Source organism: Nocardioides zeicaulis, from assembly GCF_042432345.1.
GTDB classification, from domain to species: domain Bacteria; phylum Actinomycetota; class Actinomycetes; order Propionibacteriales; family Nocardioidaceae; genus Nocardioides; species Nocardioides zeicaulis.
Window position 1 is genome coordinate 1,617,518 of record NZ_JBHLXH010000001.1, and the last position, 22,553, is coordinate 1,640,070.

Consider the following 22,553-nt stretch of genomic DNA (forward strand, 5'->3'; position numbering starts at 1 on the left):
GCCGTGATGAGCCTGCTCGCCCGACCCACCCGCCGCTACGACTACGTCGACGACGGGGCCGCGATCTACGACGAGTCGTTCGCGACGATCCGCCGCGAGACCCGGCTCGACCACCTGCCGGCCGACGCCGAGCGCGTCGCGGTGCGGATGGTGCACGGCACCGGCCAGACCGACCTCACCGACGACCTGGTGATCCACCCGGGTCTCGTCTCCGCCGCGCGGGGGGCGCTGGAGGCGGGCGCGCCGATCATCACCGACGCCCACATGGTCGCCTCGGGCGTGACCCGCGCGCGGCTGCCGCGCGACAACGAAGTGCTGTGCGCGCTGCACGACCCCCGCACCCGCGACCTCGCGATGCTGATGGGGACGACGCGCTCGGCCGCCGCGCTGTCGCTGCTCGAGCACCGGCTGGAGGGGGCGGTCGTCGCGATCGGCAACGCCCCGACCGCGCTGTTCCACCTGCTCGAGATGCTGCTCGACGGGGCGCCGCGCCCGGCCGCGATCGTCGGCTGCCCGGTCGGCTTCATCGGCGCCGCGGAGTCGAAGCAGGCACTGGAGGAGGCCGGCTCTCTTGGGATCGACGTCCCCTTCCTCACCGTCCGAGGCCGTCGCGGCGGCTCGGCGATGACTGCCTCCGCCCTCAACGCGCTCGCCCAGGACCAGGAGTGAGCGGCCGGCTCTACGGGGTCGGCCTCGGCCCCGGCGACCCGGAGCTCATCACCCTCAAGGCCGCGCGGCTCATCGGCTCCGCCGACGTCATCGCCTTCCACGCCGGCGTCGGCAAGCAGTCCAACGCCCGCCGGATCGCCGCCGACCTCATCCCGGCCACGGCCGTCGAGGAGGAGCTGCGCTACCCCGTCACCACCGGCACCACCGCGCACCCGGGCGGCTACGCCGGCGCGATGGCGGAGTTCTACGAGGAGTGCACCGCGCGGCTGCGCGCCCACCTGGCCGCGGGCCGGACCGTCGTCGTGCTGGCCGAGGGCGACCCGCTGTTCTACGGCTCGTTCATGTACCTCCACGACCGGCTCTCCCCCGACTTCGAGACCGAGGTCGTGCCCGGCGTCCCGGCCTTCGCCGCCGCCACCGCGACCCTCGCGACCCCGCTCGTGCGCCAGACCGACGTGCTCACCGTGCTGCCCGGAACGCTTCCCGTCCCCGAGCTCGCCCGCCGCCTCGCCGACACCGACGGCGCGATCATCATGAAGCTCGGTCGCACCTTCCCCGGCGTCGTCGAGGCGCTGCGCCAGGCCGGCCGCCTCGAGCACGCGATGTACGTCGAGCGCGCCTCGATGCCCGCCGAGCGCTGGCTCCGGGTCGTCGACGTCGACCCCACCTCGGTGCCGTACTTCTCCCTCGTCGTCGTCCCCGGCGACTCGCTCTCCGACGACCCCACCGGCCGCCGGTCCTCGGTGGTCGAGGTGCGAGCGGAGCGAGCCTCGAAACCACACCCCCTCAAGATCATCGGCCTCGGCCCCGGCCCGGAGAAGTGGCTCACCCCCGAGGCGACCGCAGCCCTCGCGGACGTCGACCACGTCGTCGGCTACGCGCCCTACGTCGACCGCGTCCCGCAGCGCGAGGGCCTGACCCGCCACTGCTCCGGCAACACCGTCGAGGTCGACCGCGCCCGCCTCGCCCTCGACCTCGCCGCCCGCGGCGAGCGCGTGGCGGTCGTGTCGGGCGGCGACGCGGGGGTCTTCGGGATGGCGAGCGCGGTGTTCGAGGCCGCCGTCGACCACCCCGACGTACCGATCGAGGTGCTCCCCGGCGTCAGCGCCGTCCAGGCCGTCGCAGCCAGGGCGGGCGCCCCGGTCGGCGCGGACTTCGCCGTGCTGTCGCTCAGCGACCGGCTCAAGCCGTGGTCGGTCGTCGAGAAGCGGCTGCGCGCCATCGCCGAGGCCGACCTCGTGCTCGCGGTCTACAACCCCGCCTCCCGCAGCCGCACCACCCAGGTCGCCGACCTGCAGAAGCTGTTCCTCGAGCACCGCAGCCCCGACACCGTCGTCGTGGTCGGCCGCGACATCGGCCGCGCGGAGGAGTCGCTGACCGTCACGACGCTCGCGGAGCTCGAGGCCGACACCATCGACATGAAGTGCCTGCTCATCGTGGGTGCCTCGTCGACCCGCGTCACGGCCTCCGGTCAGGTCTGGACGCCGAGGTTCGTGGAGTGACGGTCCACTTCGTCGGCGCCGGCCCGGGCGCTGCCGACCTCCTCACCCTGCGCGCGGCGTCGCTGCTCGCGGCGGCCGACGTCGTCCTCTACCCCGGGACGTACCTCGACGCCGCCGTCCTCTCCCACTGCACCGCCGCCAGGCACGTCGACACCCAGGCGCTCGACCTCGACCGGATCACCGCGGTCATGGTGGAGGCCGCCGCCGAGGGACTCGACGTCGTCCGCCTCACCTCAGGCGACCCGTCGCTCTACTCCGCGCTCGCCGAGCAGACCGCCCGCCTCGACGCGGCCGGGGTGGCGTGGGACGTGTGCCCCGGCGTCCCGGCGTACGCCGCTGCCGCCGCGCTCGTCGGCCGCGAGCTCACCGTCCCGCTGGTCGCGCAGTCGGTCGTGCTGACCCGCACGCAGGCCCGCTCCACCGCGATGCCGTCGACCGAGTCGCTGTCGGCCTTCGCCGCCACCCGCGCCACGCTCGTCCTGCACCTCGCCATCACGCGGGTCCGCGCGCTGGCCGACGAGCTGGTGCCGGCGTACGGCGCCGACTGCCCCGCCGTCGTCGTCCACCGCGCCAGCCAGCCCGGGGAGCTCGTCCTCCGCGGCACGCTCGCCGACATCGCCGACCAGGTCGGGGCTGCTGGCCTGAAGCAGGCCGCCGTCATCCTCGTCGGCCGGGCCCTCGCCCGCGACGGCGGCGAGTCCTGGCTCTACCAAGCCGACCGCCCCCGGCCCTAAGTCACTCGCAGCCGTTGTCCTTGATGGCCTTGATCCACTTGTTGATGCGGCTCTGGCACTCGGTCTTGCGGTCGAGGATGAACTTGACCGCCGTGCCCGACACCACCGTGCCGATGCTGGTCGCGGCGGTGACGCCCCACTCCTTGATGGCGATCGCGATGATGAGCCCGACGATCGAGGCGGTGACCGCCAAGCCGACCGCGAGGAGCATGTTGTTGTAGTTCTTCATCAGCCGCGTCTCGTAGTCGCGCTGCTCCACGAAGTACTGGCAGTTCGTGGACTCGAGAAGCTCGATGCTCAATCCGTCCTGCATGATCGAAACCCTTCTTCCGGATCCTGATCCATGCAGCGTGAGCACGCCTTCTTGCGTGTGCTTCCCTCGCAGATCGACTTACCCAAAGTTGGCCTGCTGTCTGGACCGCGCCGAGGCAGGCCTCGAGGCTCGTCGCTGGCGCTCCTCGCACCTCGACCAGCGAGGACAACGAACTCCCCGGTGATAGAGGTGCGAGGACACCCGGTGGTTGAGGTGCGAGCGCAGCGAGCCTCGAAACCACACCCCGGGGGAACAGTGGAGCCCCCGGCCGCTAGGTGCGGCCGGGGGCTCCACTGTCGGTGCGTCAGGCGGTCTCAGACCTGCTGGCCGAGGGCGAACTCGATGTTGCCCTCCGCGTCGACGGTGCCGTCGAGCACCATCTGGTCCAGCATCTGCGAGGCGTTGGCCTCGACGTAGACGGTCGCGCCGTCCTGCTCGATGACCTGGTCACCGGCGGCCGCCTGCTCGGCGGGGGCCACGGACAGGGCCTGGCCGTCGGGCTCGGCGGCGATGCGCAGCGCGGAGATCTCGGGGACCTCCGAGGTCAGCTGCTTGACGATCTCGGTCACGTTCTCGGTGAGAGCAAGCATGGGCTCTCCTCCCGTATGGCGGATGTGTCCCCTCCACCATGACGAACTCAGGCCTCAGACCCAAACCGTGCAGGTCAGGCGTCCGGGTCGAGGCTCACCTCGGGGGGCAGGCCGTACGGCCGGTCGCTGGGCAGGTTGACGCCGTCCTCGGTGCCCTCGACCACCTCGCAGTCGCCGCTCGGGACGACGCAGGTGATCAGCGCCGGGGTCAGCCAGTCGACGGAGGAGCCGTCCCGCGTCGGCGTGGTGCCGACGACCGTGGTGTCGTCAATCCAGCCGCCCAGGCTCCACTCCTCCAGCGGCGGGCCGGACACGTCGGGAGAGCCGAGCGGGCCGGTCGCCGACGGCAGCGAGGTCGTCACGCGCTCGCCGTCGGCGGACTCCAGCACCGGCTTCGCGCCGAAGCGCTGGGCCGGGACCTGCCACGAGCGGTCGGCGTTCCACAGCGGGGCGGTGCGATGCAGCGAGGCCCACCAGTCGGTGCCGCGGATCGCGTCCCAGTCGAGGTCGGACGTCGTCGCGTCCCCGGTCGCGAGGTCGTACGTCACCAGATCGCCGAGCCCCTGCACGTACGCCGTCCCGTCGACGACCCCGAGCATCCCGACGGGCGCGTCCTCGTAGAGGTCGGTCCAGTCGGCGCCCGCGGTCTCGTCGGGCACCAGCCCCTCGCTGCTCCGCACGACCTCCTCGCCGGAGTCGAGGTCGACCACGACCGCCTCCGCCGCGCCTGCGCCGTCGTCGAGGCGGTCGATGAAGGCGAGCCACCGGCCGTCGGCCGAGCTGGTGAGGCTGTCGATCGCGGGGTGCGCGTCGAGGTCCTGGACGCCGTCAGAGGTGGCGACCCGCAGCCGCGGGAGCTCGTTGCCCTCCAGCTCGCCGGCGTCCGCGGAGGCGAACCACACCCCCGGCCCCGCGACGACGTACGCCCCGGCCGGGCGGTCGCCGGTGTCGATCGTCGAGCCGTCGGGCAGGTGGACGGTGCTGCCGCTCGCCCACACCAGCCCGTCGGTGGCGACGGCGGTCGACCAGGTCGGCCACGCGGACGCGTCGTCGGACCCGCCGGGGTCGTCGGAGCACCCGGCGGCCGCCAGCACGAGGGCAACGACCAGGCAGGCGCGTGCAGCGGCCCTCACGGCACGAACTTCTGCAGGAAGCCGAAGAGGCCGTCGCTGCGCGAGTCGGCGTCCTCGTAGTCGTTGGCCGCGGCGATCAGCCCGGACGCCGTGGTGTCGGAGGAGAGCCGCGACTCCTCGATCCACGTCGCGGTCGTGTCGACGTAGGTGTCGACCGTCGACACGAGCGCGCCGGCACCGGGCGCGGTGCCGAGGCTCGACGGCGGCAGGTTGAGCCGCGCCACCCGCTTCTGCGCCCGGTCGAGGCCGCGCTCGGCCTCGGCGAACCACGAGCTGGCGGCCTGCAGCGTCGCCGGCACCACGTCGACCGTCCCCGACAGACCGAGGTCGTCGAAGGGCGTGATGGACAGGAACATGCCGGCCCAGAGGTCGTCGGGGTCCTTGCCGCTCGCGGTCGAGTAGGGCGAGGCGCCGGACTCGTGGGTGGTGGCGATGCCGTCGGGCAGGATCACGACCCCCTCCGACATGTTCGGCAGCTCGACGGTCTGCAGCGGGTCGGGCAGCGGCCCGCCACCGGTGACGTCGGCCAGGTTGTAGCTCTGCAGCTGGCTGGTCTTGTCGCGACCCCACGACGTGCTGAAGACGATCTCGTTTCCGCGCACGGCGATGCCCTGCGTCTTCGGCGGGATCTCGACGGGCCCCTGCTTGTCGCCCCACGTCCGCGACTCGGGGTCCCACGTGTAGGTGTACATCTTCCCGGGGCCGTCCTCCTCGAACGACCCGACGTACATCGTGTCGCCGCTGACGGTCGCGGACGCCCCCGCGCCGACGCTGATCGGCGGCCCGCTGGGCTGCACCGTGTGGGTCGGCGTCGCGCCGCTGAGCTCGGAGAGCGAGTACGGCACCATCGTCGGGTTCTGGCTGTCGCTCGACGCGACCCAGACGGTGCCGTCGTGCACGACGACGCCGCCCGCGTGGTTGGGCGGCGCGCCGTCCCCGCCGCCGAGCTCGACCGTGTTGATCACCCGCCCGGTGTCGGGGTCGACGATCGTCAGGTTCGCGACGTACGTCGTGCGCCCCGTCTCGGGGTCGACGACCTCCTCGTAGCCGGTCTGGACAAGGTTGCCGTCGGGCGTCAGCCCGAGGCCCTGCGGTGTCCACGCGCGGTCGTCCTGCCCGGAGGCGAACGTCTCGGGGATCACCGGCCCGGGCATCGTGCCGTGCTCGAGGTCGCGCAGCATCGACTTCACCAGCCCGAGCTCGGCCCAGTCGGACTCGTCGGTGCTGAAGGGGTCGGTGGCGAGGAAGTCGCGCGCCTTGTCGAGGTCGTCGGTGTAGTAGCCGCGCACCTCGACGAGGTTGCTGACGGCGGTGAACACGACGAGGAACATCCCGAGCGCGTCGACCGCCTTCGCCTTCTCGGTGCGGTACCACCGCATCACGTCGTCGGCCTGCTTCTCCATGTGGTCGTAGCCGTCGGCGGCGACCTCGAGCGCCAGGGTGACGCGGTTGAGCCGGTTGACGCAGATCTCCGAGGACGCGCGGGTGGCCCACGCGCGCATGTTGTACGACCGGCGCGCCGCGTCGCCGTCCCACGCCGGGCGGTCCTGGGCGTAGCGGATCAGCTCGATGCTCTCGCGCACCTTGGCCATCGCCTCGGTCGTGTCCTGTGCGACCGAGCGGATCGTGCCCGAGCTGCCCGACGTCATCGCCGCGTGGAGCGGCACCGGTCCTGCTGCGATCCCCATGCTGTCCCCCTGCGCTCCCCCGTGCGGCCGGATGCCCGGCTCCCCGGATCCTGCCACGGCGGGGGCAGCGCCAAACCTCTCCTCAGCCCGCCGCCTCCGGGATCGGCGGACCGACCACCTCGAGGCCGTAGCGCGGACCCACCTCGTTCCAGCGCGCGATCTCCTCGGCCATCGGCCGCCCCTCGCCCTCACCGGGCACCCGGCGCGCGGTCGCGGGGACCCCGACCTCGTCGTACAGCCCGAGCAGGTGGCCCGGCTCGGACAGCGCGAGGTAGCGCACCGGGCCCGTGCCGCGGGTGCGGAAGGCGTGCGGCAGGCCCTGCGGGAGGTACATGAAGCAGCCGGGACCGAGCTCGTAGTCCTCCTCGCCCGCGCGGTAGGTCATCTCGCCCTCGAGCAGGTAGAACGCCTCGGCCTCGCGGGTGTGGCGGTGCAGCGGGGTGGCGATGCCCGGCGGCTGGGTCACCACCGCGACGCCGAGCCGGCCCGCCGACTCGTCGGCCGTGAGCAGGTGCTCGAAGAGCGAGCCCATCGCCCAGGTCTCGTGCGCGGAGCCGCCCGGCTCCCGCATCACCACGCTCGCCTCGCCGCCCATGGCGCCTCCCGGTGTTGATCCGAATCGACTTCGGATGAATATCGCCTACGCTAGGCCTCGTGCCGACCCAGCGCAAGACCCGCACCTACGACGCCTCGGCGCGGCGCGCGGCGGCCGAGCAGACCCGCGAGCGCGTCCTCGCCGCCGCACGGGACCTCTTCGTCGCCGGCGGCTACGCAGCGACCTCGGTCAGCGAGATCGCCCGGCAGGCGGAGGTCTCGGTCGACACGGTCTATGCAGCGGTCGGCCGCAAGCCCCAGCTGCTGCTCACCGTCGTCGACATGGTGCTCGCCTCCTCGACCCAGCCGCTGCCCGCGACCGAGCGCGACTACGTCCAGGAGATCCGCCGTGCGGAGGGCGCCCGCCGCAAGCTGGAGACGTACGCCGCCGCGCTCGCGCGGTTGATGCCGACGATCTCGCCACTGCTGCTCGCGCTGCGCGACGCCGGCCTCACCGATCCCGAGTGCGCCGCTGCCTGGCGCCACATCACCGAGCGACGCGCGCGGAACATGCTCGACCTCGCCGCCGACCTCCGCGTCACCGGCGAGGTGCGCGACGACCTCACCGACCAGGACGTCGCCGACCTGGTGTGGTCGACCAACAGCCCGGAGTGGTTCGCCGCCTACTGCTCGCGCGGCCGGACGCCGGAGCAGTACGCCGCCACCCTCGGTGACCTCTGGAGCCGCACGCTGCTGGCCGGGTGACCGCCCCTCGTCAGCGCACCCGGATCCGGTAGCGTCTCGTGCTGACCGTGCCGGCCGAGTCGGTGACGGTCACGGTGAACGCGACGGTGCCGGCTCGCTTCGGCCTGCCGGTGATGACGTACGAGTCGCCAGTGGCGCTGGTCGCGCCCCGCAGCCCGTGCGGCAGCCCACCGCGGCGCGACCACGTGAAGGTGCCGGCGCCACCGGTCACCGTGACGCGCGCCTTGAAGCGCTTGCCGACACCGGCTCCGGCGACACCGCCGGAGGTCGACGTGACCCGGACGCCGCGCAGCGGGCTGAGCCACAGCGACACGACCGGGGTCGGTGCCGTCGTCGGCACCGGGGTCGGCGTGGGCGTCGGCACGGGGGTCGGCGTGGGCGTCGGGGTCGGGGTCGGCTCCGGCGTGGGCGTCGGGGTCGGCGTCGGGGTGGGAGTGGGCACCGTGGCCGGCGCCCCGAGCGCGACGGCGGTCAGGGTCAGCTGGTCGATGGTCGACTGCACGGCCGGGTTCACCGGGCCCGCGACGGCGCCGCTCAGGCTGGTGACCGAGCTCCCGCGTCCGGAGAACCGGACCGAGGGCACGAGCAGCCCGTCGAGCACCTCGAGCGCGTCGGGGTCGAGGACGTCCGTGACGATGCGCGCGGGAGCCTTGCCGGTGCGGCCGGCGACGGTCTCCGCGAGCTCGTGGCGGATCGCGACGCCGAACGCCTTCGAGCCGTCGAGGTCGCCCGGCAGGCTGGTGAGGTCGTGCTGGCGCAGGGCACCGCTGGCGCCGAGCTGGAGGTACGCGCCGAGCACCGCGTTGGCGCCGTCGAGGCGGACCAGCGCGTCGTGCAGCGGACCGGCCGAGAGCGTGCCGGCCGTCTGGGTGCCGCTGATGAGGCCCCGGTAGACGTCACCCTGCAGGCCGATCAGCTTGGCGTCGATGCCGGCCTTGGCCGACGCCGCCGCCGTGGCCTGGCTGATGATCGGCTTGGCCCCCGTGGCGAACCTGCACGGGGAGTTGATCGTGGCCTCGGCGTCGGAGCACGTGCGGGCGTACTTCGTGGTCGCGTTGCCGAGCTTGGGGTCCAGCCCGGTGATGGGCTGGTCGAGCGCGTCGCCGTCGGCGATCACGCCGTTGGAGGCCTGGAAGGACGCGACCCCGTCGCTCGTGGTCACGTCGCCCCACCCGGCCCGCACCTGCGTCGACGTGGTCGGCGCGGAGTAGGTCGGCGCCACCTGGACGTTGGTCAGCTCGTACTTGATGACGGACGTGCCGCCGTTCGTCGCGTCGAGGTCGGTGTCCTTGATGTAGGTCTGCACCGCACCGGCGGTGTCGTAGCCGCCCCACGGGAGGTCGTGCTTGATGGCCCTGGTCGGTGGCGCGGAGGCGTTGGCCGCTCCGCGGCGGACCAGGCTCTGGACGTAGACGGGAGCACCCGAGCCACCGAACGGGGTGAAGGTCCACACGAAGGCGATGTCGTCGTACTTGTAGCCGACGGTGGTGTTGGCGCCCCACACGTTGGCCGACCCGATGCCCGGGTCCCAGAAGGTGTCGGTGCACTCGCTGGGGCCGAGCCGGTTGACGACCATCCACTGGGTGCCGAACTGGCACGCGTCGACCCGCATCGAGCGCGTCGTGGTCTTGAAGCACACGTCGAGCCGGCCCAGGCCCATCCGGTCGGCCCACTGGTAGCCCTGCGGGACGCCCTGGGAGGTGGGGGTCATCGCGGGCGGGCGCACCATCGTGGTCATCGCGGTCTGGGTCACGCCCGCCGGCGCGCCGCACTGGGCGACGGTGTCGCGGCCCGGGAGGGTGGGCCACAGGTCGGACAGGTCGGAGGCGTCGGCCGTGGGGTTGACGAACGGGTCGAAGGTGGTGCGGCCCTGCGCCAGCAGCGACGAGCTGGGCGTGCGCGTGGCGCCGTCCCAGCCGGGCACGACGGTCGCGAGCGACTGGGCTGCCTTGCCCACCAGCGTGCCGACCGAGGGCGTCTCCTCGGACAGCGGCTGGCACGGCTGGGCGGTCGGGAGGAACGCCGCGGTGGTGCGGGCGCACACCGCGTGGTTCAGGAGAGTGCTGCCGGTGCCGTCGGTGGTGTCGGAGGTCGCGATCGCGGAGGTCAGGTCGGCCAGCGGCGTCCCGAGCTGGCGGATGTCGCTGAGCCAGCGACGGTAGCCCGCGGTGACGTAGCCCGGGTTCTCCAGCATCAGCTGGGAGTACGCCCGCGACGCCAGCACGAAGTCGTCCATGTTGGCCAGGCCCGGCGCGTCGCCGGCGACCCCGGAGAGCCGGTCCGTGCCCCACCCGCGCTGCGACGGCAGGCGGTCGAGGAAGTGGACGTTGCTCGCGATGCCGGTGCTCATCTGGTTGGCGTCGTTGAGCACGTCGAACGACGGGTAGTCGGTGTTGAGCTCCGGGCTGTGGCGCGCGGTCACCGTGGCGAAGGTGTGGAGGTAGGCCGCGGCGTTGTTGAAGTCGTTGGCCGGCAGCGGGCTGTTGTTGCGCTCCTGGTAGCCCAGGACCGAGCTGATCGTCTGGCGCAGCTGCGAGTTCGTGCCGTTGCGCAGCGCCTCGAGGATGTTGTTCTGGACGGCGTCGAGCGAGCCCTGCAGGCGGCTGAGGCTGTCGTACATCTGACCGATCTGCACCCGCGCCTGCTCGATGTCGATCACGGCGCGGTCGAGCTTCTGCGCGATGTCGTTGATCTGGTCGGAGACGTGGGACAGGTCCTCGAAGACCTGGGTGAACTGGGTGTTGACCGAGTTCTGGAAGTCGGCCATCTGCTGGGAGATGTTGTCGAGCTGGGTCGTGACGAGGTCGTCCTGCGACGGCCCGAAGACGCCCGCCCACTCGAGCACGGCGGGCAGCAGCGTCATCACGACGCCGACGACGTTGCCCGACAGCGCGGCGGCACCGATGTCCTTGGCGGCGAAGTCGTTGAACGCCATCGCCAGCAGCGTCACCTGGATCGCGACGGCGCCGACCTGGTCGACGACGTCCTTCGCAGCGCTCGTGCCGCCGGTGAGGAAGCCGGTCTGCAGGGCGAGCGTCGTCTGGCTCTCCTGCGCGTCCTCGACGGCGTCCGCGCCGACCGCCTCGTCGAGCGGGTCGGAGGTGGTGCTGGCCGACGCGGCCTCGCGGGTCGTGGCGAGGGCGTCGCCCATGTCGGCCATGGCGGCGCCGATGGTGTGCGGCGCGGGGTCGCGCGGGGTGCCGGCGATCACGCCGCCGGTGGTGCTGAGGTTGCCGGCCTCGTCGCGCAGGGCGGCCAGAGCCTGGACGTCGGCGTTGTCCTTCAGCATCGGCGCGTCGGCGAGGAGGTCGGCGCTGGAGTCGAGGATCGACGCGCCGGTGGCGTCCTCCCACACCGCGTCGCGCGCGGCGGCGAACGATGCGTTGGTGTCGGCCAGGCCGGCGCTGTCGCGCAGCACCTCGGTCGGCGCGAAGGTCGCCGAGATCAGCAGCCGCGACTCGGTGTCGCCGTTGGTGCCGAGCGCGTTCTCGGCGTGCGAGCTGGCGGAGACCGCGCTCATCTGCCGGGCGGTCAGCGCGACCACCTCGGTCGTCGCGCGCTGGAGCGTCGCGGCGATCGGTCCACGGTCGTCCGACGCGGCCTGCTGGAAGAGCACCATCGTCCGCGCGATCCGGGCGTCGAACGCCGGGCCGGTGACCGAGGAGGCCGACTGCAGGAGCGCGCGTACGGCGTCCTCCGCGGCGACCGGGTCGGTCTGCGGCGCAAGGGCGTACGCGTGCTGCAGCACCCGCTCGGCCAGCAGGTCGGCGGTGTTGTCCGGGTCGGAGAGCCGCGCTGCGTCGGCCGCGACGAAGAGCGCCCGGCGGAACGCGGGCGCGCCGACCTCGACGGGCTCGTCGGCGATCTGCAGGACCAGCGGGACGGCACCGCCGTCGGCGCTGGCGGCGGTCGGCGTGAGTGCAGGCAGGCCGATCACGGACAGCGTGAGGCACAGGACGAGGCGCCGGAGCATGGGCGATCCTTCGATCAGCGACGGAGGCAACGGCGCCGAGTCGGTCGTTGTCGCGGGAGAGCCCTCGTCAGGTGTGTACGTCGGACGCTAGGGGTGGAGTGACCACCCCTGCAGGCAAACGCTCATAACCCCGCCCGCGGTCCATACCGGGGGTTGCCTTCGCCGTCCCTCACGCCCCGGACCCGCGTCAGATCGTGTGTCCGCCGTTCACCGAGATGCGCTGCCCGGTGATGAAGCCTCCGGCGTCCGACGCCAGGTGGGCCACCATCGCGGCGACGTCGTCGGGCGTGCCCATCCGGCGCAGCGGCACGTCGGCGGCGTAGGAGTCGGTGCTGATGCCGGCGTGGCGCTCGACCGGGATCCACCCGGGCTGGACGAGGTTGACCGTGATGCCGTCGGGGCCCAGCTCCCTGGCCCACACCTTGGTGAGCCCGACCTGGGCGTTCTTGGCCGCGACGTAGGCCGACATGCGGGGCGTGGCCCGCTCCGCCATGTCCGAGCCGATGAGCACGACGCGCCCGCCGCCGGCCGCGCGCATGGTGGGCAGCGCGGCCTGCACGAGGAGGGTGGGGCTCTTGACGAAGAACTCCAGCTGGTCGAGGTGCGAGCGCCAGGAGAGGTCGTCGACGGCGACCTCCGGCTGCGGACCGGTGGCGTTGGCGACGACCGCGGTGACCGGGCCGAGGGTCGTGGTCACCTGGTCGAACAGCTCGACCACCCCCTGCTCGTCGACGACGTCGGCTGCGAAGGCCAGCGCCACGCCCCCGGCGCTCCGGATCCGCTCGACGACGGCCTCGGCCCCCTCGCGGCCCCGGAGGTAGTTGACCGCCACGGGCCGGCCCTCGGCTGCGAGCCGGAGGGCGATCGCCGCGCCGAGCCCGCGCGAGGCGCCGGTGACGACCGCGACCCCGGTGGCGGCGCTCCGCTCAGGCGGTGTCACGACGCACCAGCTCCGGCACGAAGACGACGCGGCGCGGGGCGCCGCGCCCGCCCTGGTCGATCGACTCCGTCAGCAGCCGGACCGCCTCGGTGACCATCTGGTCGATCGGGTTGCGCAGCGTGGTGAGGGGCGGCTGCGTGCGCTCGGCGACGCCGAGGTCGTCGTAGCCGACGATCGCGACGTCGTCGGGGACGCGGATGCTGCGGGCCTCGAGCTCGCGCATCGCGCCGAGGGCCATCAGGTCGGACGCGGCGAAGATGCCGTCGATGTCGCCGGCCGCGTCGAGGAGCTCGGCGCAGGCCGTGGTCCCGCTGTGCTCGGTGAAGTCGCCGTAGGCGACCAGGCTGCTGTCGAGCCCCGCGGCGTCCAGCACCTGGCGCCACCCGACGAGCCGGTCGTGGCCGGCGCGCATGTCACGCGGCCCGGCGATCGTCGCGATCCTCCGCCGGCCGCCGTCCACCAGGACGCGTGCGGCCGCGGCTGCCGCACCGGCGTTGTCGCTGTCGACGACCGGGACCCGCTCGGCACCGATCCAGGGTGCGCCGATGAACACGCACGGCAGCCCCAGGTCGGAGAGGTGCTCGGCGAGCCGGTCGTCGCGGTGGTGCGAGGCGACGATGGCGCCGTCGACGTAGCGCCCGCGCAGGTAGAGGAGCAGGCGGTCCTCGTCGCCCGGCTGCGCGAGGAGGAGCACGAGCTGCAGGTTCCGCTCGCGCAGCGATCGGGCCACGCTGTGCAGCATCCGGGCGAAGAACGGGTCGGAGAAGACGCGTTCGTCCGACTCGGGCAGGATCACCGCCACCGAGCCGGTCCGCTGCGTGACGAGGGACCGCGCGGCACCGTTGGGTGCATATCCGAGCTGGCGTACGGCATCGAGGACCGCGGCCTGCGCCTTCGCGCTCACCTTGGACCTGCCGTTGATCGCACGCGACGCCGTCGCCTTGCTGACCCCCGCCAGCCTGGCCACCTCGTCCAGCGTGGACGCGTGCCCGTTCACCACCACCTGGCTCACGCTAGTGGCAGGCCGTTCGCCGCGGCCACCTCCGCGAACCACAGGGCGCTGTCCTTGGGCGTGCGCACCTGCGTGTCGTAGTCCACGTGGACGATGCCGAAGCGGTGGGCGAAGCCGTAGCTCCACTCGAAGTTGTCCATCAGCGACCACACGAAGTAGCCCCGCACGTCGACGCCCCGGTCCATCGCGTCCAGCACGGCGTGCAGGTGCTGCTCGATGAACTGCTGGCGACCGAGGTCGTGGACCGCACCGTCCACCACCACGTCGTCGGCCATCGCGCCGTTCTCGGTGATGTAGATCGGCGGTGCGCCGTAGTCCTGCTCGAGCCGGACGAGCAGGCGCGTCAGCGCGTCCGGGTCGATCTCCCAGTCGCGGTCGGTGGTGGGCCGGCCCGTCCGCGGGAACACGACGCCACCTCCGGGGTACGGCGACTCGCGGGGGCGCGGCGAGTGCTGGATCCGGCTCCCGAGGAGATCGTCCGGCTCCACGTCGCGCGGCAGGGCCGCCGGGGCCTCGGGGTGGTAGTAGTTCACGCCGAGGAAGTCGAGCGGCGCGCTGATCAGCGCGAGGTCGCCGTCCTGGACGAAGTCCTCCCACCGCCTGCCCTCGAAGAGCATGCCCTCGGTGTCGAGGGACAGGTCGTCGGCGTACTTGCCGAGGAGGAGCGGGTCGAGGAAGACCCGGTTGTGGAAGCCGTCCAGGCGTCGCGCCGCCTCGACGTCGTCCTCGCGCGCCGGGTCGAACGGCTCGACGACGGTCGGGTTGAGGGTGATGCCCACGGCCTTGCCGTTCTCGGGGGTCCCGCCGCGGCGGCGGAACTCCTCGACGAACAGGCCGTGGCCCAGCAGCAGGTGGTGGGCAGCGACGACGCCGGCGACCCCCTCCCGGCGCCCGGGCGCGTGGCCGCCGCTGGTGTAGCCCATGAACGCCGAGCACCACGGCTCGTTGTGGGTCGTCCAGCTGTCGACGCGGTCGCCGAGGACGTCGTGCACCGACATGGCGTACTCGAGGAACCGGTGCGCGGTGTCGCGGTCGGTCCAGCCGCCCCTGTCCTCCAGCGCCTGCGGCAGGTCCCAGTGGTAGAGCGTCAGCCAGGGCGTGATCCCGGCCGCGAGCAGCTCGTCGGTGAGCCGGCTGTAGAAGTCCAGACCGGCCCGGTTGACCGGGCCGCCGTCGGGACGCACGCGCGGCCAGGCGACGGAGAAGCGGTAGGAGCCCAGGTTGAGCTGTTTCATCAGCGCGACGTCGTGGGGCATCCGGTCGTAGTGCTCGCACGCCACGTCGGCGGTGTGGCCGTCGAGGATCGCGCCGGGCACCCGGGTGAAGGTGTCCCAGATGGACGCCGTGCGCCCGTCGGCGTCCACCGCGCCCTCGATCTGGTACGCCGCCGCGGCGGCGCCCCAGAGGAAGTCGGACGGGAAGGGTCGGGTCGTCATCCCTTGACGGCTCCTTGCATGATGCCGGCCACGAGCTGGCGGCCGGTGAGGATGAACAGAAGCAGCAGCGGGATCGTCGCGAGCAGGGTGCCGGCCTGCAGCAGCGCGATGTCGGCGATGCCGCCGGCGGGCGCGATCTTCAGCTGGTCGAGCGCGGTCTGGAGGGTCTGGGTGTCGGAGCCCTGCAGGATCAGCAGGGGCCACATGAACTCCGTCCACGTCTGCATGAACGTGAACAGCGCGAGGATCGCCATGGCGGGCCGCGCGGCGGGCACCGCGACGGTCCAGAACGTGCGCAGCTGCGAGCAGCCGTCCACGCGGGCTGCCTCGATCAGCTCGTCGGGGATCGCGTCGAGCAGGTACTGACGCATGAAGAAGACCCCGAAGGCGGTGACGAGGAAGGGCAGGACCACGGCCGTGCGGGTGCCCGTCAGCCCGAGGTTGCTGAACGTCTTGAGCAGCGGCACGAAGGCCAGCTGCGTGGGGACCGCCATCGTCGCGACGATGAACCCCATCGCCACGGTGCTCCCGCGGAACCGGAGCTTGGCGAAGGAGTACCCCGCGAGCGTGGAGAAGAACACGACGGAGGCGGCCGAGACCCCGGAGACGAGCACCGAGTTGGCGAGCGCGGACCAGAAGTCGATCTGGTCGAAGACGCGACGGGCGTTGTCGAGGAAGTACCCGCCGGGGTGGAGCGGCAGCGGGCTCTGGATCGCGCGCTCCTTGGTCACCGAGCCGATCACGGCGGACCAGTAGAGCGGGAACACCGAGCCCAGGACGAAGGCGGCCAGCAGGCCGTAGACGAGGAACCCGGGACGTCGGCTCATCGCTCCCCCCTCCTCTGGACCTGACGCGTGACCGCGTAGTTGAGCAGGGCGATGCCGATGATGATCAGGACGATGAGCCACGTGGCCGCGGCGGCGCGCGGGTAGGGGTCGGTGCCGCTGTTGGAGGTGTTGAAGACGTACATGGTGAGCGTCTGGTACTGGTAGTCGGCCCCGCCCTGGAACTGGAGGTTCGTGTCGAAGAGGCGGGGCTCGGTGAAGATCTGCATCCCGCCGATGGTCGCGGTGATGATGACGAACAGCATCGTCGGCCGGATCGACGGCAGGGTGACGTGGAAGAACTGCTGCACGCGGTTGGCGCCGTCGATCGCCGCTGCCTCGTAGAGCTGGCGGGGGATCGCCTGGAGCGCCGCGAGGATGATCAGGGTGTTGTAGCCGGTCCAGCGGTAGTTGACCATCGTGGCGACCGCCGTCCAGCTGGCGAACCGGTCGGTGTGCCAGGCCACGCCGGAGAGCCCGACGGCGCGCAGCAGCTCGTTGGCCAGGCCCGTCTTGTCGGCGAAGATGCTGCCGAAGATGAGGGCGGCGGCCGCCGGCGCGACGACGAACGGGAGCAGCACGCTCATCCGCCACCAGGCGCGGCCCCGCAGCGGGGTGTCCAGCATGGCGGCCACCACGGTGGCGATGACCACCTGCGGCACGGCAGAGAGCAGGAAGATGCCGATGGTGTTCCAGAAGGCCTTGTGGAACACCGGGTCCGCCAGGACGTGGGCGTAGTTGGCGAACCCGACGCCCTCGCCGTGCGTGACCCCGTAGCGCGGCCAGGAGAAGAACGAGAGGTAGCCCGAGTACGCCATCGGGTAGACGCCGATGGCGAGGAAGAGCAGGAAGAACGGCAGGACGTAGAGGTAGGGCGAGAACCGGAAGTCCCAGCGGGAGAGCTTCTGGCGCCACGTCAGGTCGGTGGGCGGGCCGGACGGGCCTGTTGGCGACGCGGTGTCGAGCGGTCGGTGGTCCTGGACGGTGGTCATCGCGCTCCTCCTCTCGTGTCAGCCCGGGCGCCCCGGGCCGGGGAGGTCACGAGGACCTCCCCGGCCGGGACCTCGCTGCGGGTCACGGGCATGGGTCAGGACAGGCTGTCGACGGCCTGGGTGAACGTCTTCCAGGACTCGTCCGGCGAGGTGCCCTCGTCGACGCGCTGGATCGCGGTCTGGAAGAGGCCGAGGATGTCGGAGTACATGTCGCCCTTGTAGGGGTGCCCGGGCTCCACGGCCTCGGCGCGGTCGGCGAGGATCACGGCCGTCGGTGCGTCGTTGAAGTAGGGGTCGGTCGCGTTCGCCTCCGCCAGGCTCTGCTGGGCCTCGACGTTGGCGGGGTAGTTGCCCGCGGCGTCGAAGGCGGCGAGCTCCTGGTCGGCGTCGGTGAGCCAGCTGGCGAACTGCTTGGCCTCCTCCTGGTGCTCCGACATGGCGGGCACGGCGAGGTAGGACCCGCCCCAGTTGCCGCCGCCGCCGGGGAAGGCGTTGACGATGTCCCAGCCGTCGACCTCGGGCGCGTTGGACTTGATGTTGGAGAACATCCAGCCCGGGCACGGCATGGTCGCGAAGCCGTCGGAGGTGAAGTTCGCCGTCCAGTCCTCCTTCCATTGCACCACCCGCGGCGACAGCGTCGCGGAGTAGGTGGTGACGGTGTCCCAGACGTTCTTCAGCTCGTCGTTGTCCACGTCGACCGTGTTGTCGGCCGTCTGGAAGGGGAACTCCGCCTGGTTGAGCATCGCCTGGGCGATCGACCCGCTGGAGTCGTACCACTTGGTCTCGGGCAGCGCCTTGGTGAGCTTCTCGCCGGCGGCGAAGTAGGAGTCCCAGGTCTCGAAGATCGCCTCGACGTCCTTGCGATCCGAGGGCAGGCCGGCCTTCTCGAAGAGGTCCGCGCGGTAGCAGAAGGCCTCCGGCCCGGCGTCGGTCGGGTAGCCGATCTGCTTGCCGTCGGCGGTCTGCCCGGCCTTGTACGCGTACTCGACCCAGCGGTCGTCGAGCGAGGAGTCCGAGATGTCGGCGAACTGGTCGGAGGCACCCTCGGAGAGGAACTGCGGCATCGCGTCGCCCTCGACGGCGACGATGTCGGTGAGGCCGTCGCCCGCCTGCAGCTTCTGGGTCAGCGTCTGCTTCCACGGGTCCCAGTCGGCGATCTTGGTCATCTTGACGGTGAACGCCCGGTCCGGGTCGGCGTTCCACTTCTCGATGAGCGCGTCGTAGCCGAAGTCGCTGAACGTCGTGATGGTGAGGACGTCGTCCTTGCCGAGCGAGGCCTGGCTGGCCTCGGAGTCGCCGCCGCAGGCGGCTGTCGTGCCGGCCGCGAGTGCCAGCGCGGCAGCGACGGCGGCCTTCCGTCGAGAGGTGGAGTGGCGCATGTCGGGGTGCTCCTCGAGATCGATCCGGTGGTGGAATCGATTCCACCGCTGCTGGCGAGAAACTATGACGGGGGTCACACCCACCCGTCAAGGGGCCTCTTAAGTCGGGACGCTTGTGGGTCCGCAGCGGTGCAATCGGTTCCATGAACTCGGCGCCTGGCATACCCTCACCTCGCACCGAGCTGTTCCCGCCACCCCTCGTCGAGGAGGAAGCCATCCGAGCCCACCGGCTGACCGACGTGGTCACCCACCACGGAGAGGGCATCTGCTGGGACCCCTGGCTGGCCCGGATCCGCCTGGTCGATGTCTTCCAGGGCGACCTCCTCACCCTCGACGGGGACCGCGTCGAGTCACGCCTCGACGTGGGCTCGACCGTCGGCGCCTGGCGCCCCCGCATCGGTGGAGGCGTGGTGGTCGCGGCGGACGCCGGGTTCCTCCTGCTCGACGCCGCGGGTGAGGTCGAGTGGTCCTCGCCCCGGCTGTTCGGAACCGACCACCGCATGAACGACGGCGGGTGCGACCGCCAGGGCCGGTTCTACTGCGGTTCGATGGGCGTCGATGCACTCCCCGGGCAAGGCACCCTCTGGCAGCTGGACCCCGACCGCACCGTCTCCGAGGCCCTCACAGGTCTGACCATCCCCAACGGACTCGTCTGGTCCGTCGACGGCACCCGGGCCTTCCACGTCGACACCCCGCGCGGATCGATCGACGTGCTCGACCACGACGGCGCCACCGGGGCGCTGACGAACCGTCGGTTGATCGCCCGGGTCTCCGGAGGTGACCCAGACGGCATGACTCTGGACGCGGACGACGGTCTCTGGGTCGCCCTGTGGGGAGGCTCCGCCGTGCACCGCTACTCCCTCGACGGCGACCTCACCGCGGTCGTCGAGGTGGACGCGGCCCAGGTGTCGTCCGGCGCCTTCGGCGGCCCGGGCGACACCCACCTCTACATCACCACGTCGCGACAGGGCCTGGGGGCTTCCGAGGACCCTGCGGCCGGTGCGGTCTTCTGCGTCGACGTGGGCGTGGAAGGAGCGCCCGTCGCGGCGTTCGGCTCGTGACCGTCACCAGCGGGCGGCAGCCCGTACGGCCGGTCGCTGGGCAGGCGGTAGTCAAACCGAGCCGAGCGGGATAGACGCCTCCACCACCCCGCCGTACTCCGTCGCGCCGGCGGTCAACGTGCCGCCGACCTGCGACGACCGTTCCCGCATCGACGACAGTCCGACTCCCGGCACCCACCCGGCAGCCGACCGACCGTCGTCGCGCACGGCCAGGCGGAGTGACCCCGCCTCGACGCACAGCGACACGGAGGCCGACGTCGCGCCCGCGTGGCGTACGACGTTGGTCAGCGCCTCGACCACGATCCGGTAGGCCGCGACCTCCGTCGCCGCCGACAGCGGCGGGAGCGGAGCCGGTACGTCGACCGCGACCGGCAGCGGCACGCCCGACGCCGAGTGGAGCGTCGCCGCGTGCTGCCGGATCGCGCCCTCCAGCCCGAGCTCGTCGAGCGCCGGCGGCCGGAGCCCCTCGACGAGCCGCCGGATCTCGGTGATCGCGTCGGCGGTCGTGGCGCGCAGCTGGGCGAGCAGCTCCTCGGCGCGGTCGGGGTCGGTGCGCACCTGGTTGCGCGCGGCGTCGGTGGCGAAGGCGACGCCGCTCAGGGTGGGGCCGAGCCCGTCGTGGAGGTCGCGCCGCAGTCGGCGGCGTTCCTCCTCGACCGCGCCGACCACCGCCTCGCGCGATCGTTGGAGGTCGCGGCTCATCCGCCGCGCGCGCAGCGTCTGGGCCAGCAGCGGCGCGACGATCCGCAGCACGTCCTCGTCCGCGGGCGACAGGCCGAGGTCGCCGGCGCGCAGCCCGACGACGACCTCCCCGACCTCGTCGGCGCCGAGCCGCAGCGGCAGCACGCGGGTGTGCGTGACCTCGGTGCCCGACGAGGCGAGCACCTCGCCGCCCGCGCGGATGCTGGCGTACGGCAGCACCAGTGCCTCGCGCACCGCGCCCAGCGCCAGCGCCGGGTCGTCGCCGATCCGGTCGGCGAGCGTGGTCGCCGCGGCGAGCGGGTCGGGCCGGTCGCCGAAGAGCAACTGGTCGACCACCCCACGCAGCATCACCTGCAGCGGACGGACGCCGAAGGCCAGCAGCCCGCAGAGCACGACCACCGGCGTCACCCCGAGCGGCTCCCCCTGCAGTGCCTCCGCGATCGAGGTGAGGCCGAGGGCAGCCGAGAGGTAGACGACGAACACGCTGCCGGCCACGACCGCGCGCGTGACCAGGCCGCGTACGTCGACGACCTCCGGACGCACGACGCCGACCACCATCGCGGCCGGCACCGCGAGCACCAGGACGAGGAAGGCAGCGCCCAGTCCGGCGAAGTCGCCGGCCCCAGCCGACTCGGCGAGCAGCCCCCCGGCCGAAACGACGACCCCGACGCCGATCCACGCTAGCGACGTCCACGCCAGCGCGCGCCGGTCGGCCGCATCCCCCTGCTCGTAGGCCCACCAGGCGTGGAGCAGCAGCGCGACGACGAGGACGTACGCCATCGGGTCGCCCGCGACGTCCCACACCACGCTCAGCACGCCCGCGGCCGCGACCACGACCAGCAGCACGAACGAGACCGGCTCGCGCCAGGCGAGGCGGGGGTAGGCGACGACGGTGAGCGGGAGGAGCAGGAAGGCGGCCGCCCGGAAGGCCGGCGGCGCGGCGCCTGCGACCTCGAGCACGACGGCAGCGCACCCGAGAAGGAGCGCGACGCCTGACAGGACGAGGAGCGCGGCCGCCGCCCGCGACCGGCGCGCCTGCCCGATCACCCAGCCCGCGGCGACGGTCTCGACGCCGAGGAGGGCCGCCACCACGAGCACCGCGGTCACGACCCGCCCAGCCCTTCCCGCCGGGCCCGGACGATGGCGGCGGAGCGGTCGGCGACGGCGAGCTTCACGAAGATCGACGAGATGTGGTTGGCGACGGTCTTCGGGGAGAGGAAGAGCCGGTCGGCGATGGCCTGGTTGCGCTCGCCGGCGGCCATCAGGTCGAGCACCTGCCGCTCGCGCGCGGTCAGCTCGGGGAACGGCTCGGCCACCGGCGGGGGTGCGGAGAAGTACCCCAGGACGCGCTGCGCGACGCCCGGGCTGAAGATGGCCTCGCCCGCCACCACCGCCCGGATCGCCCGGTCGATCTCGGCCTGGCTGGCGCCCTTGAGGAGGTACCCCTGCGCGCCCGCGCGCATCGCGCCGAAGACGGTGTCGTCGTCGTCGAACATCGTCAGCACCAGCACCGCCACGCCCTCGGTGCTCTCCCGGATCCGCCGCGTCGCCTCGAGCCCGTCGATGCCGGACATGCGGATGTCCATCAGCACGACGTCGGGCTCCGTGAGGACGACCTCGCGCACCCCCGCCTCCCCGTCGGTGGCCTCGCCGACCACGTCGAAGTCCGGCAGCGAGTCGAGGAGCGCGCGCAGGCCACCGAGCACGACCGGGTGGTCGTCGACCAGCACGACGCGGATCGGGTCCATGGGCTCATCGTCCTGCCTGCAGGGGCTCCTGACCCGGGATCCTGCTCCTACCCGAGCCGGGATTCCTCCCTGATGATGGGGAACGTACGCCGATCCCGGGCGGCGCGCGCGGCACGACTCTGGAGGCACCACCACCCGAGAAGGAGTCATCGATGACCACCACCGCAGCACCGAGCACCGCCTCCACCACCCGCTGGAGCACCAGGAACAAGGTGGGCCTCGGCCTCGCCCTCTTCTACGCCGTCACGAACCTGCCCAGCGCCTTCATGCCGCCCGACACCGGCGACCAGAACGGCCCGCCGATGGCGATCCTCTGGGTCTGCACCGTGCTCTCCGCCGTCGCACTCGTCGCCTGCGTCATCGCCTGGCGCTCCGGCAACCGTGCCGCCGCCCGCCTCACCGTCGGCTCGCTGATCGTCGTCACCCTGACCTCGCTCCCCGCCTTCTTCGTCGACGTGCCGGCCGGGATCAAGATCCTCGTCGCCGCCGGCGTGCTGTGGACGCTCGCGTTCACCGTGCTGATCCTGTCTCCCTCGAAGCGCGGCTGAGGTCTCGCTG

Annotated in this window: 20 protein-coding genes; 6 read left to right on the top strand and 14 right to left on the bottom strand. The window is 72.4% G+C overall.

The genetic code is table 11. The features are described 5' to 3' along the window. Positions 1-6: 6 nt before the first annotated feature. The 3 genes from ACFFJG_RS07955 to ACFFJG_RS07965 are packed head-to-tail and all read left to right on the top strand — an operon-like array spanning position 7 to position 2,905. The gene (locus tag ACFFJG_RS07955; RefSeq protein ID WP_378518062.1) at positions 7-669 is read left to right on the top strand and encodes a precorrin-8X methylmutase; all 663 of its coding nucleotides are present in this window, start codon (positions 7-9) and stop codon (positions 667-669) included. Then, positions 666-2,171 (top strand): precorrin-2 C(20)-methyltransferase, encoded by a 1,506-nt coding sequence (locus tag ACFFJG_RS07960; protein ID WP_378518063.1) that lies wholly within the window; start codon positions 666-668, stop codon positions 2,169-2,171. Before ACFFJG_RS07955 ends, ACFFJG_RS07960 begins: the two co-directional genes overlap by 4 nt. Continuing rightward, complete coding sequence (locus ACFFJG_RS07965) at positions 2,168-2,905, top strand: cobalt-precorrin-4/precorrin-4 C(11)-methyltransferase (protein ID WP_378518064.1); 738 nt, start codon at positions 2,168-2,170, stop codon at positions 2,903-2,905. Before ACFFJG_RS07960 ends, ACFFJG_RS07965 begins: the two co-directional genes overlap by 4 nt. Before the next feature lies 1 nt (position 2,906). Here ACFFJG_RS07965 and ACFFJG_RS07970 read toward each other — a convergent pair whose 3' ends face one another. The 5 genes from ACFFJG_RS07970 to ACFFJG_RS07990 form a co-directional block, all read right to left on the bottom strand. After that, a complete protein-coding gene (locus tag ACFFJG_RS07970; protein ID WP_378518065.1) occupies positions 2,907-3,218 on the bottom strand; it encodes a hypothetical protein in 312 nt (103 codons plus the stop codon). A gap of 314 nt (positions 3,219-3,532) precedes the next feature. Next, on the bottom strand, positions 3,533-3,808 hold the full coding sequence (locus ACFFJG_RS07975) for a Fe-S cluster assembly protein HesB (protein WP_378518066.1): 276 nt from the start codon (positions 3,806-3,808) through the stop codon (positions 3,533-3,535). Between the two features lie 74 nt (positions 3,809-3,882). Beyond that, positions 3,883-4,941, bottom strand: a complete 1,059-nt coding sequence (locus ACFFJG_RS07980; RefSeq protein ID WP_378518067.1) for a hypothetical protein — start codon at positions 4,939-4,941, stop codon at positions 3,883-3,885. Beyond that, positions 4,938-6,629 carry a hypothetical protein gene (locus tag ACFFJG_RS07985; protein ID WP_378518068.1) on the bottom strand — a complete coding sequence of 564 codons (1,692 nt, stop codon included), beginning with the start codon at positions 6,627-6,629 and terminating at the stop codon, positions 4,938-4,940. Before ACFFJG_RS07985 ends, ACFFJG_RS07980 begins: the two co-directional genes overlap by 4 nt. A gap of 82 nt (positions 6,630-6,711) precedes the next feature. Beyond that, positions 6,712-7,224 (bottom strand): cupin domain-containing protein, encoded by a 513-nt coding sequence (locus ACFFJG_RS07990; protein WP_378518069.1) that lies wholly within the window; start codon positions 7,222-7,224, stop codon positions 6,712-6,714. Between the two features lie 59 nt (positions 7,225-7,283). Between ACFFJG_RS07990 and ACFFJG_RS07995 the strand changes: the two genes are divergently transcribed. Beyond that, entirely contained in the window at positions 7,284-7,928 is a 645-nt protein-coding gene (locus tag ACFFJG_RS07995) for a TetR/AcrR family transcriptional regulator (RefSeq protein ID WP_378518070.1), read from the top strand. A gap of 10 nt (positions 7,929-7,938) precedes the next feature. On the opposite strand, the gene ACFFJG_RS08000 is transcribed toward ACFFJG_RS07995, so the two are convergent. From ACFFJG_RS08000 to ACFFJG_RS08030, 7 genes are all read right to left on the bottom strand, one after another. Continuing rightward, a complete protein-coding gene (locus tag ACFFJG_RS08000; protein ID WP_378518071.1) occupies positions 7,939-11,901 on the bottom strand; it encodes a hypothetical protein in 3,963 nt (1,320 codons plus the stop codon). Between the two features lie 187 nt (positions 11,902-12,088). Further along, on the bottom strand, positions 12,089-12,841 hold the full coding sequence (locus ACFFJG_RS08005; RefSeq protein ID WP_378518072.1) for an SDR family oxidoreductase: 753 nt from the start codon (positions 12,839-12,841) through the stop codon (positions 12,089-12,091). Continuing rightward, entirely contained in the window at positions 12,828-13,844 is a 1,017-nt protein-coding gene (locus ACFFJG_RS08010) for a LacI family DNA-binding transcriptional regulator (protein WP_378518073.1), read from the bottom strand. The genes ACFFJG_RS08005 and ACFFJG_RS08010 overlap by 14 nt, the downstream gene beginning before the upstream one ends. A gap of 5 nt (positions 13,845-13,849) precedes the next feature. Continuing rightward, on the bottom strand, positions 13,850-15,289 hold the full coding sequence (locus ACFFJG_RS08015) for a GH1 family beta-glucosidase (RefSeq protein ID WP_378518074.1): 1,440 nt from the start codon (positions 15,287-15,289) through the stop codon (positions 13,850-13,852). After that, positions 15,286-16,116 carry a carbohydrate ABC transporter permease gene (locus tag ACFFJG_RS08020; protein ID WP_378518075.1) on the bottom strand — a complete coding sequence of 277 codons (831 nt, stop codon included), beginning with the start codon at positions 16,114-16,116 and terminating at the stop codon, positions 15,286-15,288. Before ACFFJG_RS08020 ends, ACFFJG_RS08015 begins: the two co-directional genes overlap by 4 nt. After that, a complete protein-coding gene (locus ACFFJG_RS08025) occupies positions 16,113-17,105 on the bottom strand; it encodes a carbohydrate ABC transporter permease (RefSeq protein WP_378518076.1) in 993 nt (330 codons plus the stop codon). The genes ACFFJG_RS08020 and ACFFJG_RS08025 overlap by 4 nt, the downstream gene beginning before the upstream one ends. A 95-nt stretch (positions 17,106-17,200) precedes the next feature. Continuing rightward, on the bottom strand, positions 17,201-18,484 hold the full coding sequence (locus tag ACFFJG_RS08030; protein WP_378518077.1) for an ABC transporter substrate-binding protein: 1,284 nt from the start codon (positions 18,482-18,484) through the stop codon (positions 17,201-17,203). Positions 18,485-18,627: 143 nt separating this feature from the next. Between ACFFJG_RS08030 and ACFFJG_RS08035 the strand changes: the two genes are divergently transcribed. Next, the gene (locus ACFFJG_RS08035; RefSeq protein ID WP_378518078.1) at positions 18,628-19,545 is read left to right on the top strand and encodes an SMP-30/gluconolactonase/LRE family protein; all 918 of its coding nucleotides are present in this window, start codon (positions 18,628-18,630) and stop codon (positions 19,543-19,545) included. Between the two features lie 51 nt (positions 19,546-19,596). On the opposite strand, the gene ACFFJG_RS08040 is transcribed toward ACFFJG_RS08035, so the two are convergent. Then, entirely contained in the window at positions 19,597-21,354 is a 1,758-nt protein-coding gene (locus tag ACFFJG_RS08040; protein ID WP_378518079.1) for a sensor histidine kinase, read from the bottom strand. Next, positions 21,351-21,995, bottom strand: a complete 645-nt coding sequence (locus tag ACFFJG_RS08045; protein WP_378518080.1) for a response regulator — start codon at positions 21,993-21,995, stop codon at positions 21,351-21,353. The genes ACFFJG_RS08040 and ACFFJG_RS08045 overlap by 4 nt, the downstream gene beginning before the upstream one ends. A 152-nt stretch (positions 21,996-22,147) precedes the next feature. Here ACFFJG_RS08045 and ACFFJG_RS08050 point away from each other — a divergent pair, with 152 nt between their 5' ends. Continuing rightward, positions 22,148-22,543, top strand: coding sequence for a hypothetical protein (locus tag ACFFJG_RS08050; protein WP_378518081.1), 396 nt, complete (start codon positions 22,148-22,150; stop codon positions 22,541-22,543). The last annotated feature ends 10 nt before the right edge of the window (positions 22,544-22,553 follow it).

Excerpts from the sequence above, each read along its gene's own strand:
- ACFFJG_RS07955 (WP_378518062.1), top strand. The coding sequence starts at position 7 with ATGAGCCTGCTCGCCCGACCCACCCGCCGCTACGACTACGTCGACGAC.
- ACFFJG_RS07970 (WP_378518065.1), bottom strand. The coding sequence starts at position 3,218 with ATGCAGGACGGATTGAGCATCGAGCTTCTCGAGTCCACGAACTGCCAG.
- ACFFJG_RS07975 (WP_378518066.1), bottom strand. The coding sequence starts at position 3,808 with ATGCTTGCTCTCACCGAGAACGTGACCGAGATCGTCAAGCAGCTGACC.
- ACFFJG_RS07985 (WP_378518068.1), bottom strand. The coding sequence starts at position 6,629 with ATGGGGATCGCAGCAGGACCGGTGCCGCTCCACGCGGCGATGACGTCG.
- ACFFJG_RS07990 (WP_378518069.1), bottom strand. The coding sequence starts at position 7,224 with ATGGGCGGCGAGGCGAGCGTGGTGATGCGGGAGCCGGGCGGCTCCGCG.
- ACFFJG_RS08000 (WP_378518071.1), bottom strand. The coding sequence starts at position 11,901 with ATGCTCCGGCGCCTCGTCCTGTGCCTCACGCTGTCCGTGATCGGCCTG.
- ACFFJG_RS08015 (WP_378518074.1), bottom strand. The coding sequence starts at position 15,289 with ATGACGACCCGACCCTTCCCGTCCGACTTCCTCTGGGGCGCCGCCGCG.
- ACFFJG_RS08020 (WP_378518075.1), bottom strand. The coding sequence starts at position 16,116 with ATGAGCCGACGTCCCGGGTTCCTCGTCTACGGCCTGCTGGCCGCCTTC.
- ACFFJG_RS08025 (WP_378518076.1), bottom strand. The coding sequence starts at position 17,105 with ATGACCACCGTCCAGGACCACCGACCGCTCGACACCGCGTCGCCAACA.
- ACFFJG_RS08030 (WP_378518077.1), bottom strand. The coding sequence starts at position 18,484 with ATGCGCCACTCCACCTCTCGACGGAAGGCCGCCGTCGCTGCCGCGCTG.
- ACFFJG_RS08035 (WP_378518078.1), top strand. The coding sequence starts at position 18,628 with ATGAACTCGGCGCCTGGCATACCCTCACCTCGCACCGAGCTGTTCCCG.
- ACFFJG_RS08045 (WP_378518080.1), bottom strand. The coding sequence starts at position 21,995 with ATGGACCCGATCCGCGTCGTGCTGGTCGACGACCACCCGGTCGTGCTC.
- ACFFJG_RS08050 (WP_378518081.1), top strand. The coding sequence starts at position 22,148 with ATGACCACCACCGCAGCACCGAGCACCGCCTCCACCACCCGCTGGAGC.